The organism is Sphingopyxis sp. PAMC25046 (assembly GCF_004795895.1).
In the GTDB taxonomy this organism is placed as follows: domain Bacteria; phylum Pseudomonadota; class Alphaproteobacteria; order Sphingomonadales; family Sphingomonadaceae; genus Sphingopyxis.
In genome coordinates this window covers 3,840,862-3,859,860 of sequence record NZ_CP039250.1, presented here as the reverse complement: position 1 = coordinate 3,859,860, position 18,999 = coordinate 3,840,862, and the positions used below count along the sequence as shown (strand labels likewise).

The window sequence follows — 18,999 nt, the reverse complement described above, 5'->3', positions numbered from 1 at the left end:
GTCTCGACCCTCGCTCAACCGGCGTCGGGGACGACCGCGATCGTCTCGATCTCGATCCTGGCTTCGGCCTCGACCAGCGCGACCACTTCGACCACCGCCATCGCCGGGAAATTCTTGCCGATCAGGTCACGATAGGCTTCGCCGATCGCCGGCAGGCTGGCGAGATATTCGTCGCGGCTCGTCACATACCAGGTCATGCGTACGATATGCTCGGGCCCCGCGCCGCCTTCGGCGAGGATGGCGAGCGTGTTCACGAGTATTTGACGGAACTGGCCGGCGAGGTCGGGCGCGACGAAGCGTTCCTCTGTATCCCAGCCGACGACGCCGGCGGTGAAGACCATGCGGCCGGTTACTGCGACGCCATTGGCATAGCCGCGCGGGCGCTTCCAGCCGGGCGGAAGAAGGCTTTGATGAGCAGTCATGGCAGTTCCTTGTTGAGTCGTTCGAGAAGTTCGGGGGACCAGGGCCGCGAGCTTCCCCTGGTCAGATCGGTGAGCACCTGCGTGTAGCGCACCGCGAAGCGCGGTTCGCCGCTGCAGGCGATATCGACCGCGAGGTCGACCGAACTGCGCCCGACGCGCGTGACCCCGACGGTGAAGTCGAGCCTGTCGCCAAGCCGGCTCGGCTCGGCGAAGTCGGCGTGAAGGCTGACGGTGGGCAGGCCGAGCCCCATTTCGAGGTGCATCTGGCGGCGATCGATGCCGAGCACCGCTGCGGTCCAGTCCTCGATCGCCGCGTCGCACAGTTCGAAATAGCGGGGGTAATAGCCGATGCCCGCAGGGTCGCAGTGCGCGAAGCGCAGCGGCAGGCTGGTCCGGAACATCAGGATGCGCTCTGGGCGAGGTGCTGGCGGGCGATGACGACCTTCTGCACTTCCGACGCGCCTTCGTAGATGCGCAGCGCACGCACCTCGCGGTAGAGCGCCTCGACCGGGGCGCCGACGGTCACGCCGAGCCCGCCGAACATCTGCACCGCCTTGTCGATCACCGCCTGCGCGCTGTCGGTCGCGTGCAGCTTTGCCAGCGCCGCTTCGCGCGTGTTGCGCTCGCCGCGCACGTCGCGCAGCCAACCGGCGCGGTAGATCAGCAGCGCCGAGGTGTCGACGTCGAGGACCATTTCGGCGAGCTTCGACTGGGTGATGGCATTATCGGCGAGCGTGCCCGGGCCCAGCCTGCGGACCTTTGCGCGCGCGGTCGCCTCGTCGAGCGCGCGGCGCGCGAAGCCGAGTGCGGCGGCGCCCACCGTGGTGCGGAAGATGTCGAGCGTCGCCATCGCCTGCGCAAAACCGCGCCCCGCCTCGCCGAGCAGCGCGGTGTCTGCGAGCGCCATGCCCGTGAAGGTCAGCGTCGCGAGCGGATGCGGCGCGATCACCGCGATGCGTTCGGTCACCGCCAGCCCCGGCGTGTCGGCATCGACGATGAAGGCCGACACGCCCTTCGCGCCCGGCGCTTCGCCGGTGCGGGCGAAGAGGACGTAATAATCCGCAATGCCGCCGTTCGAGATATAGGTCTTGGCGCCGTTGACGACATAACCGTCCGCGGTGCGGTCGGCGGTCGTTTCCATCGACGCGACGTCCGATCCCGACGCGGGTTCGGTGAGCGCGAACGCCGCGATCTTCCGCCCCGCCGCGACGTCGGGCAGATAGGCCTGTTTCTGCGCCTCGGTGCCGAAGAGGCTGATCGTGCCCGACCCCAGCCCCTGCATCGCAAAGGCGAAGTCGGCGAGCCCCGAATGGCGCGCGAGCGTTTCGCGGATCAGCGCGAGCGAGCGGATGTCGAGGCTGTCATGCACCCCGCCATAGGCGGCGGGCACGCAGTAGCGGAGCCATCCCGCGTCGCCGAGCGCGCGGACGAGCGCGCGGCATTCGCCATCGACATCGTCCGAATGATCGTGCGTGATGTTCACCGAACACCAGTCGTCGAGGTCGATCGCGAGGCGGCGGTGACCGTCGTCGAGGAACGGCCAGTCGAGGAAGCTGCGGTCGGCCATCAGTCGCCCGCGAACTCGGGAGTGCGTTTGTCCGCAAACGCCTCGAAGGCGCGGCGGAAATCATTGGTCGCCATGCAGATCGCCTGCGCCTGCGCTTCCATCTCGATCGCGGTTTCGACCGAGACCGCCCATTCGATGCCGAGTTGCGTCTTGGTGATGCCGTGCGCGAAAGTTGGCCCCGCGGCGAGCGAACGGGCGAGCGCGGTTGCCTCGTCGAGCAGCGCGTCGGGTTCGACCAGCCGGTTGTGGAAGCCCCACCGCTCGCCCTCTTCGGCGCCGAGCATCCGCCCGGTGTAGAGGAGGTCCGACGCGCGCCCCTGGCCGATAATGCGCGGCAGGATCGCGCACGCGCCCATGTCGCAGCCGGCAAGACCGACGCGCGTGAACAGGAAGGCGGTCTTGGCGCGCGGGGTCGCAAGGCGCATGTCCGATGCCATCGCCATGATCGCGCCCGCGCCGACGCAGATACCGTCGATCGCGGCAATGATCGGTTGCGGACACGCACGCATCGCCTTGACGAGATCGCCCGTCATGCGGGTGAAATCGAGCAGTTCGGGCATCGCCATTTCGGTAAGCGGCCCGATGATCTCGTGCACGTCGCCGCCTGACGAAAAATTGCCGCCAGCGCCCGTCACGACGATGGCCTTCACCGTCGGGGCATAAACGAGGGCGCGAAAGGTGTCGCGCAGCTCGGCATAGCTTTCGAAAGTGAGGGGATTCTTGCGGTCGGGGCGGTTGAGCGTGATCGTGGCGACGCCTCCGTCGAAATGCCACCCGAAATGTTCGGGCAAAAAGCTTTCCGGATTCATGCCTGTTCCTTTCCATTGTCGGCGGCGAGCGAATCCTTGAGCGCGCCGAGAAGGTTGAAGAGCGTCGTGCGCTGATCGCGCGTGAGGCCGGCCAGCATCATGTCGACCCATTCGTGATGCGCCTCGGCGAGGCCGCTGAAGCATTCCTGCCCGAGCGGCGTCAGCCGGACGATCGACGCCCGGCCGTCGGTGGGCGAGGGCGCGATACTGAGATAGCGATCGCGCAGAAGCGTCTGCACGACACCGGTGACGTTGCCGTTCGAGACCAGCAGCGCCTGCGACAATTGCCCCATCGTCATCCCCTCGGGATGGCGATCGAGCGCCGCCATGACGTCGAAGCGCGGCAGCGTGATGCCATATTGGTCGGCGAAGCGGCGTTTGAGGCGCTTTTCGATCACCGTCGTACAGGTCAGCAGCCGCAGCCACAGACGGACGTTGCCGCGATCGTCGAGCGCGCCGTCGTGCTTTTCGCGAATGGCCGTTCGTTCGCTCACATCACTTCTCCGCCCGCGATCATCACTGCCTGGCCGGTGACCGACCGGCTGGCGGGAAGGCAGAGCCACAGCACGGCCTCGGCGACCTCCGCTGGGTCGATCAGCCGCTTCTGCGGGTTGAAGCGCGTCAACTCGGCAAGCGCTTCGGCTTCGCTGCGGCCGGTTTTCGAACGGATATTTGCAACCGCCTGTCCGACGATGTCGGTGTCGGTGAAGCCCGGGCAGACGGCGTTGGCGGTCAGGCCGGTCGCGGCATATTCGGCCGCGAGCGCGCGCATCAGCCCGATCGCGCCATGCTTCGACGCCACATAGGCGGCGGTATAGGCATAGCCTTTCACCCCGGCGGTCGATGCGACGGTGACGATGCGGCCGGTGTCGGCCGCCAGCAGGTCGGGCAGCGCCGACTGGCAGCAATGGAACAGCGCGTCGAGATTGACCGCCATAGTGGCGCGCCATGCTTCGGCGGTGACGCGGGCGAAGGGGGCGCTGGGCGCGATCCCGGCGTTGTTGACGAGGATCGTGATGGGTCCATGCGCATCGCGCGCTGCTGCAAGAGCGTCATCGATCGCGGCGCGGTCGGCGACGTCGGCAGGGGCGACACAAGCGCCCGGCAACGTGGCTGCGGTGGCCTCCAGCGCCTCGCGCCGCCGGCCGACCAGCGTCAGCCGCGCCCCCTCGGCGGCGAGCGCATGGGCGACCGCGGCGCCGATCCCCGATCCGCCGCCGGTGACGACGGCATGCATGTCCTTCAGTCGCATCCTACCCTCTCAACGCCGCTTCCTGCTCGGCTGCGCGTTTCATGTTGCGGGCGAGCTGGCTTATTCCGTTCCGGTAACCCGGCGGCACCGCCGCGCCGCGATAATCGTGCTGCGCCGCCGCGCGCAGCGTCCACATCGGGTCGATCATATGCGGACGCCCGATCGCGACCAGATCGGCGCGGCCGGCGGCGAGGATCGAATTGACATGATCGGTTTCGAAGATGTTGCCGACCGCCATCGTCGATACGCGCGCCTCGTTGCGTATCTGATCCGCGAAGGGCGTCTGGAACATGCGGCCATAGACGGGTTTGCAATCGGCCCAGGTCTGGCCCGCCGACACGTCGATCAGGTCGGCGCCCGCGGCATCGAACGCCCGCGCGATCAGCACCGCCTCGTCGGGAGTCACCCCCGCGTCGCCCATCCAGTCGTTGGCGGAGATGCGCACCGACATCGGCCGTTCGGCGGGCCAGGCAGCGCGCATCGCGGCGAAGACTTCGAGCGGGAAACGCAGCCGGTTTTCGAGGCTGCCGCCATATTCATCGGTGCGCCGGTTGAGCAGCGGGGTGATGAAGCTCGACAGCAGGTAACCGTGCGCGGCGTGCATTTCGACCATGTCGAAACCGGCGTAGATCGCCATGCGCGTTGCAGCGACGAACTGGTCGCGGACCATGTCCATATCGTCGCGGGTCATCGCGCGCGGCGTCTGGTTGCCGGGGCTCCACGCCACGTCCGATGCGGCGATCAGCGGCCAGTTGCCCTCGCCCAGCGGCTCGTCCATTCCCTCCCAGCCGATCCTGGTCGATCCCTTGGCGCCCGAATGGCCAAGCTGAAGGCAGATCTTGGCCTTGCTTTCGCGGTGCACGAATTCGGTGATACGGCGCCATGCGGCGGCGTGTTCGGGTGTGTACATGCCGGGGCAGCCCGGGGTGATCCGCGCTTCGGGCGAGACGCAGGTCATTTCGGTATAGACCAGCCCCGCGCCGCCCTGCGCGCGCGCGCCATAATGGACGAAATGAAAATCGCCCGGCGTGCCGTCGGTCGCACAATACATCGCCATCGGCGAGACGACGACCCGGTTTTCGATGGCCATCTCGCGCAGCTTGTACGGGGCGAACATCGGCGGCGCGCCCTCGTCGCGCCCGCCCGGCGCGCGTGAATGGAACCAGCGCTCGACGCTTTCGAGCCAGCTTCTGTCGCGTAACCGCAGATTTTCATGGCTGACGCGTTGCGAGCGGGTGAGCAGCGAATAGGCGAACTGGATCGGCTCGAACGGCAGATATCGGTCGAGCGTCTCGAACCATTCGGTCGAGTTGCGCGCGCTGTTCTGCAGCTTCAGCACCTCGATATTGCGCTCGGCCTGATATTCCTCGAGCGCTTCTGCGCGGCCCAGACCGGGGCGGCTCAGCACCTGGGCCAGCTTGATCGCATCCTCGAGCGCGAGCTTGGTGCCCGAACCGATCGAGAAATGGGCGGTGTGCGCGGCGTCGCCGAGGAGGATGAGCTTGTCGTATGACCAGCGGCCGGTGATGATGCGCCGGAAATTGAGCCAGGCCTGCGGTCCGGGGAGGTGGGTGGCGTTCGACATCAGCGGATTGCCGTCCAGATATCTGGCGAAGATCTTTTCGCACAGCGCGATCGCTTCGGGCTGGTCCATCTTGTCGAGGCCGAGCTTCGCCCATGTCTCGGGCTCCATCTCGACGATGAAGGTCGAAAGTTCGTCGTCGAAACGATAGGCGTGCGCCCATACCCAGCCCGCTTCGGTACGTTCGAAGGCGAAGGTGAAGGCTTCGAACTGTTTTGCGGTGCCGAACCAGAAGAATTTATTCTTCTTGACCTGGATGTCGACATCGAAATGCTCGGCATGGGCATTGCGGATGCGGCTGTTCGCGCCGTCGGCGGCGATCACCAGATCATAATCGGCCCAGTCGGCGAGGTCCGCGCTCGCTTCATGCTCGAAGTGCAGCCCGATACCCAGCTCGCGGGCGCGATCCTGCAGGATCGCGAGCAGGCGCTTGCGCCCGATGCCGATGAAGCCGTGCCCCGACGAGCGAATGCATTCGCCGTGAATATGGATGTCGATATCGTCCCAATGCGCAAATTCGTCACGGATCGTTGCGCCGCTCACCGGATCGTTCGCCATCAGATTCTCGACCGTCTGGTCGGAAAAGACGACGCCCCAGCCGAAGGTGTCGTCGGCGCGGTTGCGCTCGAAGATGTCGATGCTGTGCGCAGGTTCGCGCAGCTTCATCGAAATCGCGAAATACAGGCCCGCTGGCCCGCCTCCGACACATGCGATCCTCACTCGAACGACTCCATCGCCATTGACCGATGCCCCGATTCCTAAGCTTCGCATCAAAATGCTTCAAGCCTAAAATTTTAAGCTTGAAATATCCTTTATCACACAATTATTCACGTGTATGGGAATCACCGGGAGGTAGCGATTGATGAAGTGGCCGGCGCAGCGCCTGACGGCGGGATCGAAAAAGAGCTTCGGCATGTACGACGAGGCGGCGAAGCTCGACGCCGCGGGCGCCGACCTGATCCACCTTGAGTTCGGGCGGCCGCACGCCGACACGCCCTTGCACATCAAGGAAGCGGCGAAGGCCGCGCTCGATGCCGGCATCGTGCACTATGGCGACTTTCGCGGGACGTTGTCGTTCCGGCAGGCGCTGGCTGAAAAGCTGAAAAGCTTCAACCGGCTCGACTATGGCGTCGATGAGATCCTCGTGACGAACGGACTCACCCACGCCTCCTTCGCCGCCTTCATGGCCGCGATCGATCCGGGCGACGAGGTCATCCTGCTCGATCCCTATTATCCCCAACATATCGGCAAGACCGAGCTTGCCGGCGGCAAGGTCGTGATCGCCGAACTCGACAAGGCGAATGATTTCGCGATTTCGAAGGAAAAGATCGCGGCGAAGATCACCGACCGGACGCGGATGATCGTGCTGATCAACCCGGCGAACCCGACGGGCCGCGTCTACAGCCGCGCCGAGCTCCAGAATGTCGCCGATCTTGCGATCGAGCATGATCTGATCGTGCTGTCGGACGAGGTATATGAATATATCACCTATGGCGGGGCGGAGCATGTCAGCATCGCGAGCCTGCCCGGGATGCGCGAACGCACGATCAGCTGCTTCGCCTTCACCAAGGCCTATTCGATGGACGGCTGGCGCATTGGCTATCTGACCGCCGACGCGCGGCTGATGCCGGCGATCATGCGGATCACGATGACCGATGTGACGCACGTCAACGTCTTCATCCAGGAAGGCGCGCGCGCCGCGGTCGAGGGGCCGCAGGACGCGATGCTGGCGATGGTTGAGGCCGACCGGCGCAAGCGCGACATCGTCGTGCAGGCGCTGAACCAGATGCCGGGCGTGACCTGTCCCGAGCCCCAGGGCACCATCTATGCCTTTCCCGATATCCGCGCCACGGGGCGTTCTTCACAGGATCTGGCGATGGCGATCCTCAAGCAAGCGCATGTCGTCGTCGAATCGGGAAGCTTTTATGGCGCCGGGGGCGAGGGGCATCTGCGCGTCTGCTTCGGATCGGAATCCGAAGCGCGGGTGACCGAGGCGATGGAGCGGCTGACGCGCTTCTTCAACGCACTCTGACAGAGGCTGCGGCAACGGACTTTTGCGATCGGGAGACAGGTTTTGAAGATGAAATTGCGTGCGGCTGCCGCGCTGATGACCGCGCCCTTGCTGACCTTCGCTGCTCCGCCGCCGCTTGCCGCGCAAACCGAAGCCGCGCCGTCGGGCTATCCCGCGCTGCTCGCGCTTTACGAAGAGTTCCGTGCTTTCGTCCCGCCACCGATGGTGAAGGGCGTACCCGATTATTCGCCGGCGACGATGGCGCGGCATTATGCCGGGCTCAAGACATTCGAGGCGCGGCTGAAGGCGATCGACGACAGTGCCTGGCCGGTTTCCGAACGCGTCGACTATATGGTCGTGCTCGCGGAAATGCGCGGACTCGAGTTCCAGCACCGGGTCGTTCAGCCGTGGAAGCACGACCCCGCTTTCTACAGCACGACCAACCTCGGCTTCGGGCCCAAGATGCATGGCGCGCTGGCGATTCCGAAGCTGCCGCTGGCGGCGGGCGAACTTGCCGCGTTCAAGGCCCGGCTCGAAGCGGTTCCCGAAGCGTTGCGACAGGCGCGGGCGAACCTCACCGACCCGCGCGGCGATCTTGCGCGGCTCGGGATCGCGCAGAAGCAAGTCGAGGTGAACGTCTACGGCGAACTCGCCGCGCGCGCCGCGAAGGTGCAGCCCGCACTCGCCCTGCCGGCAAAGCGCGCGCAGGCGGCGGCCGCCGGATTCAAGGCCTGGCTCGAAAGCATCGAAGCCGGTCTTCCGGCGCACGGCGGGGTGGGCCGGGAAAATTACGCCTGGTATCTGAAGAATGTTCTGCTGCTTCCCTACACCCCCGAAGAGATCGCGGTGATCGGCGAGCGCGAGTATCAGCGCCAGATCGCATTCCTGAAGATCGAGGAGCATCGCAACCGCGGCATCGCGATGCCTGAACCCGTGCAGACGCGCGCCGAATTCGACGCCAAGCGCAAGGCCGAGGACGAGGATCTGCTGAAATTCCTGCGCGACGGCGACTGGGTGACGATCCCCGATTATGTCCGGCACGATCCCGAAGAGGGACCATATCAATTCCCGTTCGAAAAGGACCCGTCGAAACCGGGATTGTTCGATCCGCCGCTGCATCTGCATTTCTTTTTCCAGGCCGAATTTCGCGACGGGCGGCCGCTGCGCGCGCACAATCTGCCCGGCCACGCCTTCGACGCGCTGCAGGCAGCGCGCGACACGCGGCCGGTGCGGGGGGCGTCGCGGCTGTTTTTCGTCAACGGCCTGCGCAACGAGGGCTGGGCCTTCTATCTTGAGGAAATGATCCTTCAGGCGGGGATGCTCGAAGACCGGCCGAAGACACGCGAGATCGATTATATATTGGGCGCGAAACGCGCCGCGCGCATCCTGCCCGAACTGAAGATGCAGGCGAATGAATGGACGTGGAAAGAGGCCAATGCCTCGCTGATCGCGCGTACGCCCAAATGGATGGAGGCGGGCGACGCGGTAGCGCAGTTCGATATCGAGCTTTATCTGCGCCAGCCGGGTTATGGCATCGGCTATTATATCGGCAAGGTAGAGCTGGAAAAGCTGCTCGCCGACGTAGCGATGCAGGAAGGCGAAAAGTTCGACATCAAATCGTTCCACGACCGCTTTCGCGCCGCCGGGTCGATCCCGATCTCGCTCATCCGCTGGGAAATGACGGGCCGCGACGACGAGATCAGGGGCATGCGATAACAGCCGCGACGGCTTGTCTATCCGATGACGGCGGTCGCTTCGATCTCGACCAGAAAGTCCGGCAGCGCGAGCGCCTGAACGCCGATGAAGGTGTTCGGCGCGGGAAGCGCGCCGTCGTAAAAGGCGCCGACCTCGGCCAGTACGGGCCCCAGCTTGTCCGGATCATGATCGACGACATAGGTGCGCAGCCGCACAACATCGGCGGGCGTCGCACCGGCTTCGGCGAGCACCGCCTTGAGGTTGGCCAGCGCCTGCCGTGTCTGGGCGGCAAGATCGCCGCCACCGACGACATTGCAGTCCCTGTCCCATGCAACCTGTCCCGCAAGATGCAGAGTGCGCCCGCCATCCTGCAGCGCGGCATGGGAAAAGCCGTAACCAACGGCATCATAAAGCCCGGCGGGATTGATCTTGCTGTTCGGCATGCAACTTCCTTTCGTGGGTCAGTCGACGATTTCGAGCTGGTGCCCGAAGGGATCGAGTACATAGACGTTCTTCTTGCCCGCGAGCGGTCCGGCGTCGATGTGGATCGTCTCCAGCGGCGTGCAGCCATGGGCTGCGAGATAGGTGAGTGCCTTGTCGACATCGTCGACCTTCAGCCCGAGGTGATGGCCGCCGCGGTCGCAGTTGCGCGGCAGGTCCTGCCGGCGATCGGCGGGCTTGTCATATTGCACGAGCTGGAAGTTCATATTCCCGGTGAGCTTCATCATAACAAGCGTCAACCGCGCGCCTTTCACGCCCACATGCGTTTCCATCCAGTCGCGGCCCTCGGCATCGACCGGCATGTCCGCCGCGTCGAGCGGTCCCATCCGGAACAGCTCTTCGGCGCCGATGACGTCGCGGTAAAAGGCCAGCGCCGCCTCGATGTCGGGGACGGTCCACGAGATATGGTCGACCGACAGGAAAACGGGCTTTTCAGGTGCTGCGTTCATGCGAAACTCCGTGCGACAGGCCGCCATCTTGGGCGGTCCGTGTCGCGCCTGCAACGCAAGCGAAACGCAAAAATCGTTGCCGTCAATGCAACGGTCAATCGGATGACAGAAGGTCGGCGATGGAGACGGCGCGCGCAGGGAAGCGTGCGGTGAAGCCGACATCGTCGCACCCACCCGCGGCGGAAATCATCCGGAGCAGCGTCGGTTCGCAATTGCGTCCCTGACACGCGCCCATGCCGCATCGCGTCGCCAGCTTCACGGCATTGGCCGACCCGCCTGCCGATACCCGTTCCGACAGCGGGCCGAACTCGACATCCTCGCAGCGACAGACGATCGTCCCGCTGTCCGGCGCGGGAAAGAAGGGGCGCGGGTCGGCAGCCGCGTCGAGAAGGGACGCGAAGGCGCGATGGCGCGCGAACCGGCGCCGGGAGTTTTGCGCGGCGCGCTGCGCCGTGTCGGCATCGAGCAGGCCGAGATCGAGCGCGATCCCCAGACCCGCGAGCTCGCCGCCCGCCGCCGCCGCCGCAGCTCCGGCCACGCCGACCGTCTCGCCCGCCGCGTAGAGGCCGGGCACCGAGGTCCGCATCCAGTCGTCGTGGACACAGGCCCAGCCGCCCGCCGGACCTGCTGCGGTCATGCGCGCGCCGGCCATTCGCGGTAGCGCCGATTGCGGCACGAAACCGTAGCAAAGCCCGACCGCGTCGCATTCGACATTGCCCGCGCTCGTCACGGCGCCCGACACGCGGTCGCGGCCGGTCAGGGCCGACAGGCCGACGCCAAAGCGTATCGGCGCGCCCGCGCGCGCCAGCGTTGCCATGGCCGTCCCGGCAGCGAACAGATCGGATGCGCGGCCGAGTGCGGTTAGCGGCTGCGCGGCGAGCGCAGCGATCATGTGGGCGCGCGGCTGCGCAAAGAGAACAGCGGCGACCGTTCCGCCCGCAGCGACGATCTGCGCTGCGATGATCAGCTGCAGCGGATGGGTCCCCGCGAGCAGCACGCGTGTGCCGGCCAGCAACTGCTGGCTCTTGACGAAGGCCTGGATGCCGCCTGCGGCATAAACCCCCGGCAGCGTCCAGCCGGGAAGGGGCACGGCGAGATCCTGGCATCCCGCGGCGATCAGGATGCGGTCGGCCGCGATGTTTCGCAGGCCGTCGGGGCCGGTCGCAACGATCGATCCCGCCTGTAACCCGACCGCTGAGTGGCCGCCGAGCCAGCGCACTTCCTTCAACTGCCCGAACCGGTCGAGCTGGCGCTTCAGCGGTGCGTAGCTGCGGTCGGCAAGCCAGTTTGCGACGGTGAAGGCGGCGGGGGGCTGTCGCAGGATCTGTCCGCCGGGACGTATCTGTTCGTCGATTACCGCGATCGACAGGCCGTGCCCCTCTAGCGCGATTGCCGCCGCCTGACCGGCGGGACCGCCGCCGACGATCGCGATGTCGAAGCGTTCCGGTTCAGTCACGCGTCGCGACCTCCATGCCATCGCGGGCTTCGACAAGGCAGGCGCGCACGTGCGGTCCGCCGGCTATCAGCGTGACCAGACACTCGCTGCACACGCCCATGTTGCAGAACATGCCGCGCCGTTGTCCGCGTGTGTCCGCACGGAAAACGGCATGGTCGGCCGCGAGCATCGCGGCGGCCACGGTTTCGCCTGCGAAGCATTCGATCCGTATGCCATCGACGGTGATGGCGATCGGGCCGCCGCGGTTCACGCCCCGGGTGATACGGGTCGCACTCATCCCATGAACCCGTTCAGATGTTCGAAGCGTGCAGGTGACAGTGGCGCGAGCGCGGGCACCGGGCCCTCCGCCATCGCATCGGCGATCAGCCGGGCGAAGGTCAGCCCGAGCGTGAAGGCCGACCCGCCCGCCGCGACCCACAGGCCGGGCATGCTCGGCACTTCGCCGACCACGGGCAACTGGTCGGCGGAGATGGCGGTGACCCCGGTCCAGCTGCGGATCAGGTTCAGCCGCGCGACTTCCGGCACGATATCGACCGCGGCACGCAGATTGCCGGTCAGCGAGCCGGGGATCATCGCGGGCCTTGCCGACGGGTCGAATCCCCCTGCCGGCATCCGGGCCAGTCGCGAAGGCCAGCCGCCGCCGATCAGGATATTGCCGGCATATGTCTGCTTCAGCGACAGCCGGCGTCCGACGTGCTGGATAAGATGCGGCACCATGGAGCGTGTCCGCTCGGTCGCATTCATCAGCAGTGCGACGGGATATAGCGGCATGTGGATGTTGAGCAGCGTGCAGACATTGGCGCTCCATGCTCCCGCGGCGACGAGCAGCCGGTCGGCGGACAGGTCGATCCGGTCGCCCCGGATCGTAAAACGCCCGTTTTCGCGTGCGATCGACTGCACGCGCGACGCTGTGCGGATCGATGCGCCTGCGGCGCGCGCGGCGTCGGCCAGCGCGGGGGTGACGGCGCGTGGATCGGCGTGGCCTTCGTCGCCAGAGAAATTTGCGGCCAGGGCGCCCGGTGAAAGATACGGGGCGATCGCGCGCGCTTCGTCGCCGTCGATCGTCCGGACCGACAGTCCTTCACGATGTTCGCGCGCCGCCTTGCGTTCGAGCAGCGCGACCTCTTCGGCGGTTTCGGCGACCATCAGCCCGCCTTGCATCGACACGTGGAGATCGGCGCCCAGATCTTCCTCGATGGCGCGCCAGTCGTCGACCGCGATGCGGCTCAGCGCGACGATGTCGGCTACCTGCCCGGCGAGTGCGTCGCCGTTCTCGAGAAAGCGGCGCTCGATCTGGAAGTGCAACGAACCGGCATTCTGTCCCGACGCACCGCCGTTGATGTCGCCCGCTTCGATCAGCGCGACCGACGCCCCGCGCGCTGCGAGGCGCCATGCGGCGGCACAGCCGATCAGCCCCCCGCCGATGATCGCGACATCAACCTGTTCCATAAAGCCTTAGATGCGTCCGAGCGCGACCAAAGTCTCCCTGATTCTCTCGGCGTCCTCGGCCGACACGTCGCGCAGCGGCGGGCGGACGTAACCGCCCGGCAGGCCTTGGGCATTGAGCCCGGCCTTCAATATGGCGGGCCCCGATCCAAAGCGGCCGACGAGTTCGGGCGTGTACCATTCATCGAGGATGACACGGTCCATGCGGCCGCATTCGCGTGCGCCGGCGGTATCGCCCGCCCAGAGCTTGTTGTAGAAATCGGGATGGGTCCGGCCCAGCACCGCGCCCGCGCCCATTGTCCCGTCGCCGCCTCGCGCTTCGAGCAACGCAAGGCCATGTTCGTCCATCGAATGGCCGAAGATCCGGATCCGGTCCCTGAGCGCGAAGAAGGTGTCGACGAAACGGCGCAGGTCGCTGGTCGATTGTTTGATCGCAACGACATTGTCGAGTGCCGCGAGGCGCTCGAGAAGCGCGAGCGGCATGTCGATGCCGGTGCCGGGAGGCCAGTTGTAGACGCAGATCGGCAATTTGGTTTCCGCCGAAATATCGGCGTAGAAGCCGTGGATCTCGTCCGCCGAGGGGCGATAGTAGGGCGGGGGCGTCACCACGATGCCGTCGAACCCGCTCGCTGCGGCGTGGTCGGCCAGTTCGAGCACATGGCGCGCGGTGTAGGCATTGCATCCCGCAAGTAGCGGCAGCTTGCCGCCGAGCTGCGCGCCCGCTGACGAAAAGAGCGTCTTGCACTCGTCGGTCGACATGCTCGGCCATTCGCCCGTCGTGCCGGCCAGCAGCAAGCCGTGCATTCCTTCGGCATGGAGCCATTCGAGCAGCGTACCGAGTGCGGGCAGGTCGAGATTGCGGTTCGCGTCGAAGGGCGTCGTAATAGCGGGGATATAGCCTTGCCAGTCGGCACGCGATCTCTTGTTCATGTAATTCGGCTCCCCCTTGGTCGGGATATAGTCAATGCGGCCAGCCCCGATAAGCCAAGGTGCATTCGCAGCAAGGGCATCAAAAGACGAAATTAGTTGCGTTTATCGCAACGATGAGCATTTTCGGGCTTCAACCGGTAACTGCGGAGAGATTGCCGATGTGGGATAATGCGCTTCAATATTTCTACGAAGCCGCGAACCTGGGATCGATGCGGCTGGCGAGCGACAAGATCGGCGTGGCCGTGTCGTCGATCAGCCGCCAGATCGCACAGCTCGAGAGCGAGATGGGGATTGCGCTGATCGAACGCGGGCGTCGCTCGATCCGGCTGACCGAGGCGGGGCAACTGGCGTTCGAATATCACAAGAACCAGCTCGCTGACCGCGAAGCGTTGCTGAACCAGATCCAGGAATTGCGCGAGGTCAAATCGGGCCGCATCGACCTTGCGATCGGCGAGGGCTTCTTCGGCCCGCCCTTCACCGCGCTGATCGAGGGATTCCAGCGCCGTAATCCGGGCATCGCGATCACCGTGACGAGCTGCGCCAGTTCGGAGATCATCCGCATGGTGCTCGACGACGAGGCGCATATCGGCATGATCCTCCATACTACCAGCGAGCCCAAAATCCGCACGCGCAGCGCGGTCGCACAGCCCTTGATGGTGCTGTGCGCGCCGAGCCACCCGGCCGCGGCGATGGAGGCGCTGACGATAGCCGACCTCGCCGGTTTCGACCTGTGCTTGCCGCCACAGGGCTTCCGCATTCGCGGCACGCTCAATCATGCCGAAAAGCGCGCGCAAACCTGGCTGGAGCCGCGGCTGGTCACGACCTCGATCCAGATGATGCGCGAGATTGCGAAGGCCGGTCGCGCGTTGACCGTGCTGCCGCGCATCTCGGCACTCGCCGAGCTCGAGGAAGGGACCCTCGTCGCGCGCCCGCTGCTCGACGATGCGATCGAGCACAGCACGGTCAGCCTGATCCACAGGCTCGGCCGGCAGCTCGAGGGCGCACCCGCGCGGCTGATGACCATACTCGAGGCGCGGCTGAAAAGCTGGAGCTGATCGCCGATACCGCTCAGGCGGGATGCGGGGCAGTGGTGGCGCGGCGGGGCCATGCCGCGCATGCCACCGCCGCGACGGCGGCGTTGATCGCCATCGCGACCAGCCCATGGTCCCAGCCGGGCAGCAGCATCGTCCACAGTTGCTGTGCCTGCGGCAGCAACAGGGCGAGATAGCCGGCCACGATCCCCGCAAACACGCCCCCTGCGTGAGCGCGCTTCCAGGTGAAGGCGAAATAGACGCCCGGCGCGAGCATGCCGATCGCGGCATAGGCGGACAGCCCTATCTCGACGAGCGACTTCGATCCACCGAGCATCAGCCACACCGCGATGGCGGCGAAGACGATCATCGACAGGCGCGAGGCGAGCAGTGACGCGCGGTCGGAGAGGCCGGGCCGCATCGGCAGCAGGATGTTGCGGCTGAAGATCGATCCCGCGGTGAGCAGCAGCACCGACCCCGGTACCAGCGCGAGCAGGCATGCCGTCCCCGCGAAGATGCCGACCGCCCACGCCGGATAGCGATCGGCGACGAACTGCAGCAGCACGGCATTGGTGTCGCCGCCCTCGGGCTGCGTGCCGGCGAGCAGCGCCGCAAAGCCGAGCAGGATGATGAAGAAATAGGACAGCGAATAGATCGGCTGCCAGATCGCGTTGCGCCGGATCGTCGCTTCGCTTCCTGCCGAGAAGCAGAGCTGGAACAGATGCGGGAGAATCCAGTTGCCGAGCGCGACGTTAAGCGCTGCGGTCATCAGCCAGACGGTCGACAGGCCGGCCCCGGGCTGGAGCCCCGGCAGCCGGCCGATGCCGGGGAACTGGTCCTGCGCCATATTATAGACGTCGAGCATCGACGCGGCGCCGACCTTCGACGCGACGGTCGCACAGAGCGCGACGACGATCAGCAGCATCAGCACGTCCTTCACCCCCGCCGCGAAGGCGGCCGAGCGCAGCCCGGCGAAATAGACGAAGGCGAGCATGATGACCGCGGCGACCGTCGCCGCGCCCGCCGTCGAAACCTCGGGGCCCAGCGTCAGCCGCACGATCAGGCTGAGCGCGACGATCTGGATCTGCACATAGATGATCAGCGCCGCGATCCCCGCCACGCCGACCACGACGCCGAGCCAGGTCGCGCGATAGTGTGCGGCAAAGAAATCGGCCTGGGTAACCAGCCCGTATCGGCGCCCGGCATTCCAGATGCACGGCATCAGCCAATAGCCGATCGCCGCCGAGAGCGAGACCGAAGTGAAGGCGAGATAGGCGGGCGCGCCATGCGCCCACGCGAAACCGGAAATGCCGAGCACGGCGAAGGTCGTGTAGATCTCGCCGGCATTGAGGAACCAGAAGACGAGCACGCCGAAGCGGCGGCCACCGACCGCCCATTCGGTCAGCGTACGCGCACGCTCCTGCCGCCGCGCCGACAGCAGGGCTCCGGCCATCGTGCCCAGCACGACTGCGAGGGTGAGGGCGAGGATCAATGGCTTTCTCCCGCCTGTTCGGAGTTTTCGTCATCGTCTCCGAATTCGGGATGCCGGCGGTCGATCGCGAAGACGAGGGCGATGATCGCCGAGGTGACGAGGATTCCGGTCATCTGCCAAACCATGGGGAAAGGAAGCGAGAAGGGGCGCCAAGCCACGTCGTTGACCAGCGGAACCGCGCCGACCTGCCACAGAAAGGGAATGAGCAGCAGCCATCGATGGCGGCGCGAAACTGGGGGCGTTGCGGAAAGCACTTCGGTTTCCGAGGACATGAGGTGCGGCATCCTCAAGCCCGCCCGCCGCCCGATGCGACCCACGCGCGTATCTTCGTTTCGAGCACCTCCATCGGCAGCGCGCCGGTGTTCAACACCTGATGATGATAGTCGCGAATATCGAATGCGGTGCCGAGAGTCTTCGCCGCATCCTCGCGCAACTCGCGGAATTTGAGTTCGCCGATCTTGTAGGCGCATGCCTGCGCGGGATAGGCGATGTAACGGTCGATCTCGACCACCACATCGCGCGGCGCCATCGATGTGTTGCCCAGCATATAGTCGATCGCCTGCTGGCGTCCCCAGCGTTTCGCATGGATGCCGGTATCGACGACAAGCCGCACCGCGCGCAGCATTTCCATGTCGAGATGGCCGAACATCTGCATCGGGTCGGTGAACATGCCGAGTTCGGGGCCGAGCGATTCGGCGTAAAGGCCCCAACCCTCGGTGTAGGCCGTGGCCTGCCCGTGCCGGAGCAGCGGTGGCAGGTCGGCATTTTCGATCGCGAGCGTCAGCTGGAAATGATGGCCCGGAATCCCCTCATGCAGCGTCAGCGTCTCGAGCGTCGGGATCGGCCGCGTGTTCAGCATCGACATGTTGAAAAAGAGGATGCCCGGCGACACGCCGTCGGGCGGTCCGGGGCGGTAATATCCGGTGCCGCGCTGATCGCCGAGCGCGGGCAGCGGGCGGACTTCGAAGGGCGCTTTGGGGCGATTATGGAACAGTCGCGGAATCGCCGGCCAGATCTTCGCCTCGATCGCCTCGAACCGCGCGAGCAGTTCGGCGGGGGTTTTGTAATAATATCGAGGGTCGGTGCGGACATGTTCGAAAAAGGCCTTGAGGTCGCCCGCGAAGCCTACTTCGATGCGGATCTTTTCCATCTCGCCGCGGATCCGCGCGACTTCGGACAGGCCGAGCATGTGGATGTCGTCGGCCGAGCGCGTCGTCGTCGTGTGCCGCGCGAGATTCCAGTCGTAGAGCGCGGCGCCGCCCTTCATCGCCCACAGACCGGGCGCGTCGGGCGCGTCTGCCAGATAGGTTCGGCGCAGATAGGTCGCCCAGGCGCGGTAGGCGGGATAGACCTTGTCGTCGATCGCGGTTCGGAACGCGTCGGTTATCCGGGCGCTTTCGGCGGGAGTGAACGTGTCCGGCATCCGGTCGACGCCCGACCAGAAGGGGCTTTTTTCGACGGGCAGCGCGAGCATCGCGTCGACCTGTGCGAGGATATTGGTGACGATGATCTTCGGTTGCAGATAACCTTCGGCCCGGCCTTCCTTCAATCGGGCGACGGTGCTGTTCATATAGTCCACGAAACCGTCGATGCGCGCGAGGGTGTCGTCATAGTCGCGGACGGTCGCGAAGGGGGCGGCTCCGCCTGACAGAAAGTCGGGGAACTCGACGTGCAGGCCGAACGAGGGATTGAGCGGCGCCTTGCGCTGCACGGCGAACAGTCCGCTGTCGAACAGCGCGAGCATCTGGCGCGTCTTGTAGTCGAATACGTCATAGGCGATGCTATCGACCGGCGACAGCGTCGCGCGATCTATCTCGCGGAGCGCGGCAAGGTCGCGCACCTTGTTGGCACGGAGGGTCGCGCCATAGCCGTCGCTCAGCGGATCGACGAAAAGCGCGCCCCCTGTTCCTCCACCGTTGCGGGCCGCGCGTAACGGATCGAGCGCGGCATCGGCCGCCTCGCTCTGTTCGAGAAGCGCGCGCAGCGCTTCCGCACTTGAACCCGTCTTCGCGAAGCCATGTAGCGGGGTCAGCGCGCTGGCCGCCATCATCCCGATCACCGCGCGGCGCGCGAGCTGAAATGGTCGTGTATGATGCATGATCGAGTCCCCGCCTTGTTTTCGACTTGTCGCATGATCGTGTCGCGACGCGGCCAGAATGCAACCGGCGGTGTGGCGGAGCTCGATTGGCGTGGCCGGCCGTGAAGCAGCGGAAAGAAGCGGTTTTCCGCATTTATCGTTGTCGTTTCTGAAAGCTTGTTGAAGTTACGTTGCGTTTACTGCAACAAACTTGCGCCTTCTTGCGCATTGTTTTCTTGAGCCATTGCCGCAGGTTCGGCCGCAGATACTAGGGAAGGG

General features: G+C 65.6%; 19 protein-coding genes. 3 read left to right on the top strand and 16 right to left on the bottom strand.

The window, feature by feature from the left end; genetic code table 11:
• Positions 1-14 precede the first annotated feature (14 nt).
• From E5675_RS18070 to E5675_RS18040, 7 genes are read right to left on the bottom strand one after another with little or no spacing between them, the layout of a single operon-like run.
• On the bottom strand, positions 15-422 hold the full coding sequence (locus E5675_RS18070) for a RidA family protein (protein ID WP_136175725.1): 408 nt from the start codon (positions 420-422) through the stop codon (positions 15-17).
• The gene (locus E5675_RS18065) at positions 419-823 is read right to left on the bottom strand and encodes a thioesterase family protein (RefSeq protein WP_136175724.1); all 405 of its coding nucleotides are present in this window, start codon (positions 821-823) and stop codon (positions 419-421) included. Before E5675_RS18065 ends, E5675_RS18070 begins: the two co-directional genes overlap by 4 nt.
• Positions 823-1,989 carry an acyl-CoA dehydrogenase family protein gene (locus E5675_RS18060; RefSeq protein ID WP_136175723.1) on the bottom strand — a complete coding sequence of 389 codons (1,167 nt, stop codon included), beginning with the start codon at positions 1,987-1,989 and terminating at the stop codon, positions 823-825. Before E5675_RS18060 ends, E5675_RS18065 begins: the two co-directional genes overlap by 1 nt.
• Positions 1,989-2,798 carry an enoyl-CoA hydratase family protein gene (locus tag E5675_RS18055; protein ID WP_136175722.1) on the bottom strand — a complete coding sequence of 270 codons (810 nt, stop codon included), beginning with the start codon at positions 2,796-2,798 and terminating at the stop codon, positions 1,989-1,991. The genes E5675_RS18060 and E5675_RS18055 overlap by 1 nt, the downstream gene beginning before the upstream one ends.
• Positions 2,795-3,292, bottom strand: coding sequence for a MarR family transcriptional regulator (locus E5675_RS18050; RefSeq protein ID WP_210727560.1), 498 nt, complete (start codon positions 3,290-3,292; stop codon positions 2,795-2,797). The genes E5675_RS18055 and E5675_RS18050 overlap by 4 nt, the downstream gene beginning before the upstream one ends.
• Positions 3,289-4,050 carry an SDR family NAD(P)-dependent oxidoreductase gene (locus E5675_RS18045; protein ID WP_136175721.1) on the bottom strand — a complete coding sequence of 254 codons (762 nt, stop codon included), beginning with the start codon at positions 4,048-4,050 and terminating at the stop codon, positions 3,289-3,291. Before E5675_RS18045 ends, E5675_RS18050 begins: the two co-directional genes overlap by 4 nt.
• Before the next feature lies 1 nt (position 4,051).
• Positions 4,052-6,352: a bifunctional salicylyl-CoA 5-hydroxylase/oxidoreductase gene (locus E5675_RS18040; RefSeq protein ID WP_136175720.1), complete on the bottom strand. Its 2,301-nt coding sequence runs from the start codon at positions 6,350-6,352 to the stop codon at positions 4,052-4,054.
• 142 nt (positions 6,353-6,494) lie between these two features.
• Here E5675_RS18040 and E5675_RS18035 point away from each other — a divergent pair, with 142 nt between their 5' ends.
• A complete protein-coding gene (locus E5675_RS18035; protein ID WP_136175719.1) occupies positions 6,495-7,664 on the top strand; it encodes a pyridoxal phosphate-dependent aminotransferase in 1,170 nt (389 codons plus the stop codon).
• A gap of 48 nt (positions 7,665-7,712) precedes the next feature.
• On the top strand, positions 7,713-9,359 hold the full coding sequence (locus E5675_RS18030) for a DUF885 family protein (RefSeq protein ID WP_136175718.1): 1,647 nt from the start codon (positions 7,713-7,715) through the stop codon (positions 9,357-9,359).
• A 17-nt stretch (positions 9,360-9,376) separates the two neighbouring features.
• Here E5675_RS18030 and E5675_RS18025 read toward each other — a convergent pair whose 3' ends face one another.
• From E5675_RS18025 to E5675_RS18000, 6 genes are all read right to left on the bottom strand, one after another.
• Positions 9,377-9,781 (bottom strand): RidA family protein, encoded by a 405-nt coding sequence (locus E5675_RS18025; RefSeq protein ID WP_136175717.1) that lies wholly within the window; start codon positions 9,779-9,781, stop codon positions 9,377-9,379.
• An 18-nt stretch (positions 9,782-9,799) separates the two neighbouring features.
• Positions 9,800-10,288, bottom strand: coding sequence for a VOC family protein (locus tag E5675_RS18020; RefSeq protein WP_136175716.1), 489 nt, complete (start codon positions 10,286-10,288; stop codon positions 9,800-9,802).
• Between the two features lie 94 nt (positions 10,289-10,382).
• A complete protein-coding gene (locus E5675_RS18015; protein WP_168707925.1) occupies positions 10,383-11,744 on the bottom strand; it encodes an NAD(P)/FAD-dependent oxidoreductase in 1,362 nt (453 codons plus the stop codon).
• Entirely contained in the window at positions 11,737-12,021 is a 285-nt protein-coding gene (locus E5675_RS18010) for a (2Fe-2S)-binding protein (RefSeq protein ID WP_136175714.1), read from the bottom strand. The genes E5675_RS18015 and E5675_RS18010 overlap by 8 nt, the downstream gene beginning before the upstream one ends.
• The gene (locus E5675_RS18005; RefSeq protein WP_136175713.1) at positions 12,018-13,193 is read right to left on the bottom strand and encodes an FAD-dependent oxidoreductase; all 1,176 of its coding nucleotides are present in this window, start codon (positions 13,191-13,193) and stop codon (positions 12,018-12,020) included. Before E5675_RS18005 ends, E5675_RS18010 begins: the two co-directional genes overlap by 4 nt.
• 6 nt (positions 13,194-13,199) lie before the next feature.
• Positions 13,200-14,120, bottom strand: coding sequence for a dihydrodipicolinate synthase family protein (locus E5675_RS18000; RefSeq protein ID WP_136175712.1), 921 nt, complete (start codon positions 14,118-14,120; stop codon positions 13,200-13,202).
• Positions 14,121-14,278: 158 nt separating this feature from the next.
• Between E5675_RS18000 and E5675_RS17995 the strand changes: the two genes are divergently transcribed.
• Entirely contained in the window at positions 14,279-15,175 is an 897-nt protein-coding gene (locus tag E5675_RS17995) for a LysR family transcriptional regulator (RefSeq protein ID WP_136176566.1), read from the top strand.
• Between the two features lie 13 nt (positions 15,176-15,188).
• Here the strand turns inward: E5675_RS17995 and E5675_RS17990 are convergent, their stop codons facing one another.
• The 3 genes from E5675_RS17990 to E5675_RS17980 are packed head-to-tail and all read right to left on the bottom strand — an operon-like array spanning position 15,189 to position 18,741.
• A complete protein-coding gene (locus E5675_RS17990; RefSeq protein WP_136175711.1) occupies positions 15,189-16,643 on the bottom strand; it encodes a sodium:solute symporter family protein in 1,455 nt (484 codons plus the stop codon).
• Positions 16,640-16,960, bottom strand: coding sequence for a DUF3311 domain-containing protein (locus E5675_RS17985; RefSeq protein ID WP_247594679.1), 321 nt, complete (start codon positions 16,958-16,960; stop codon positions 16,640-16,642). The genes E5675_RS17990 and E5675_RS17985 overlap by 4 nt, the downstream gene beginning before the upstream one ends.
• Positions 16,930-18,741: a DUF885 domain-containing protein gene (locus E5675_RS17980; protein ID WP_136175709.1), complete on the bottom strand. Its 1,812-nt coding sequence runs from the start codon at positions 18,739-18,741 to the stop codon at positions 16,930-16,932. The genes E5675_RS17985 and E5675_RS17980 overlap by 31 nt, the downstream gene beginning before the upstream one ends.
• Positions 18,742-18,999 lie beyond the last annotated feature (258 nt).

Coding starts and splice junctions, on each gene's coding strand:
- E5675_RS18070 (WP_136175725.1), bottom strand. CDS start 422: ATGACTGCTCATCAAAGCCTTCTTCCGCCCGGCTGGAAGCGCCCGCGC.
- E5675_RS18065 (WP_136175724.1), bottom strand. CDS start 823: ATGTTCCGGACCAGCCTGCCGCTGCGCTTCGCGCACTGCGACCCTGCG.
- E5675_RS18060 (WP_136175723.1), bottom strand. CDS start 1,989: ATGGCCGACCGCAGCTTCCTCGACTGGCCGTTCCTCGACGACGGTCAC.
- E5675_RS18055 (WP_136175722.1), bottom strand. CDS start 2,798: ATGAATCCGGAAAGCTTTTTGCCCGAACATTTCGGGTGGCATTTCGAC.
- E5675_RS18045 (WP_136175721.1), bottom strand. CDS start 4,050: ATGCGACTGAAGGACATGCATGCCGTCGTCACCGGCGGCGGATCGGGG.
- E5675_RS18035 (WP_136175719.1), top strand. CDS start 6,495: ATGAAGTGGCCGGCGCAGCGCCTGACGGCGGGATCGAAAAAGAGCTTC.
- E5675_RS18030 (WP_136175718.1), top strand. CDS start 7,713: ATGAAATTGCGTGCGGCTGCCGCGCTGATGACCGCGCCCTTGCTGACC.
- E5675_RS18025 (WP_136175717.1), bottom strand. CDS start 9,781: ATGCCGAACAGCAAGATCAATCCCGCCGGGCTTTATGATGCCGTTGGT.
- E5675_RS18020 (WP_136175716.1), bottom strand. CDS start 10,288: ATGAACGCAGCACCTGAAAAGCCCGTTTTCCTGTCGGTCGACCATATC.
- E5675_RS18010 (WP_136175714.1), bottom strand. CDS start 12,021: ATGAGTGCGACCCGTATCACCCGGGGCGTGAACCGCGGCGGCCCGATC.
- E5675_RS18005 (WP_136175713.1), bottom strand. CDS start 13,193: ATGGAACAGGTTGATGTCGCGATCATCGGCGGGGGGCTGATCGGCTGT.
- E5675_RS18000 (WP_136175712.1), bottom strand. CDS start 14,120: ATGAACAAGAGATCGCGTGCCGACTGGCAAGGCTATATCCCCGCTATT.
- E5675_RS17995 (WP_136176566.1), top strand. CDS start 14,279: ATGTGGGATAATGCGCTTCAATATTTCTACGAAGCCGCGAACCTGGGA.
- E5675_RS17980 (WP_136175709.1), bottom strand. CDS start 18,741: ATGCATCATACACGACCATTTCAGCTCGCGCGCCGCGCGGTGATCGGG.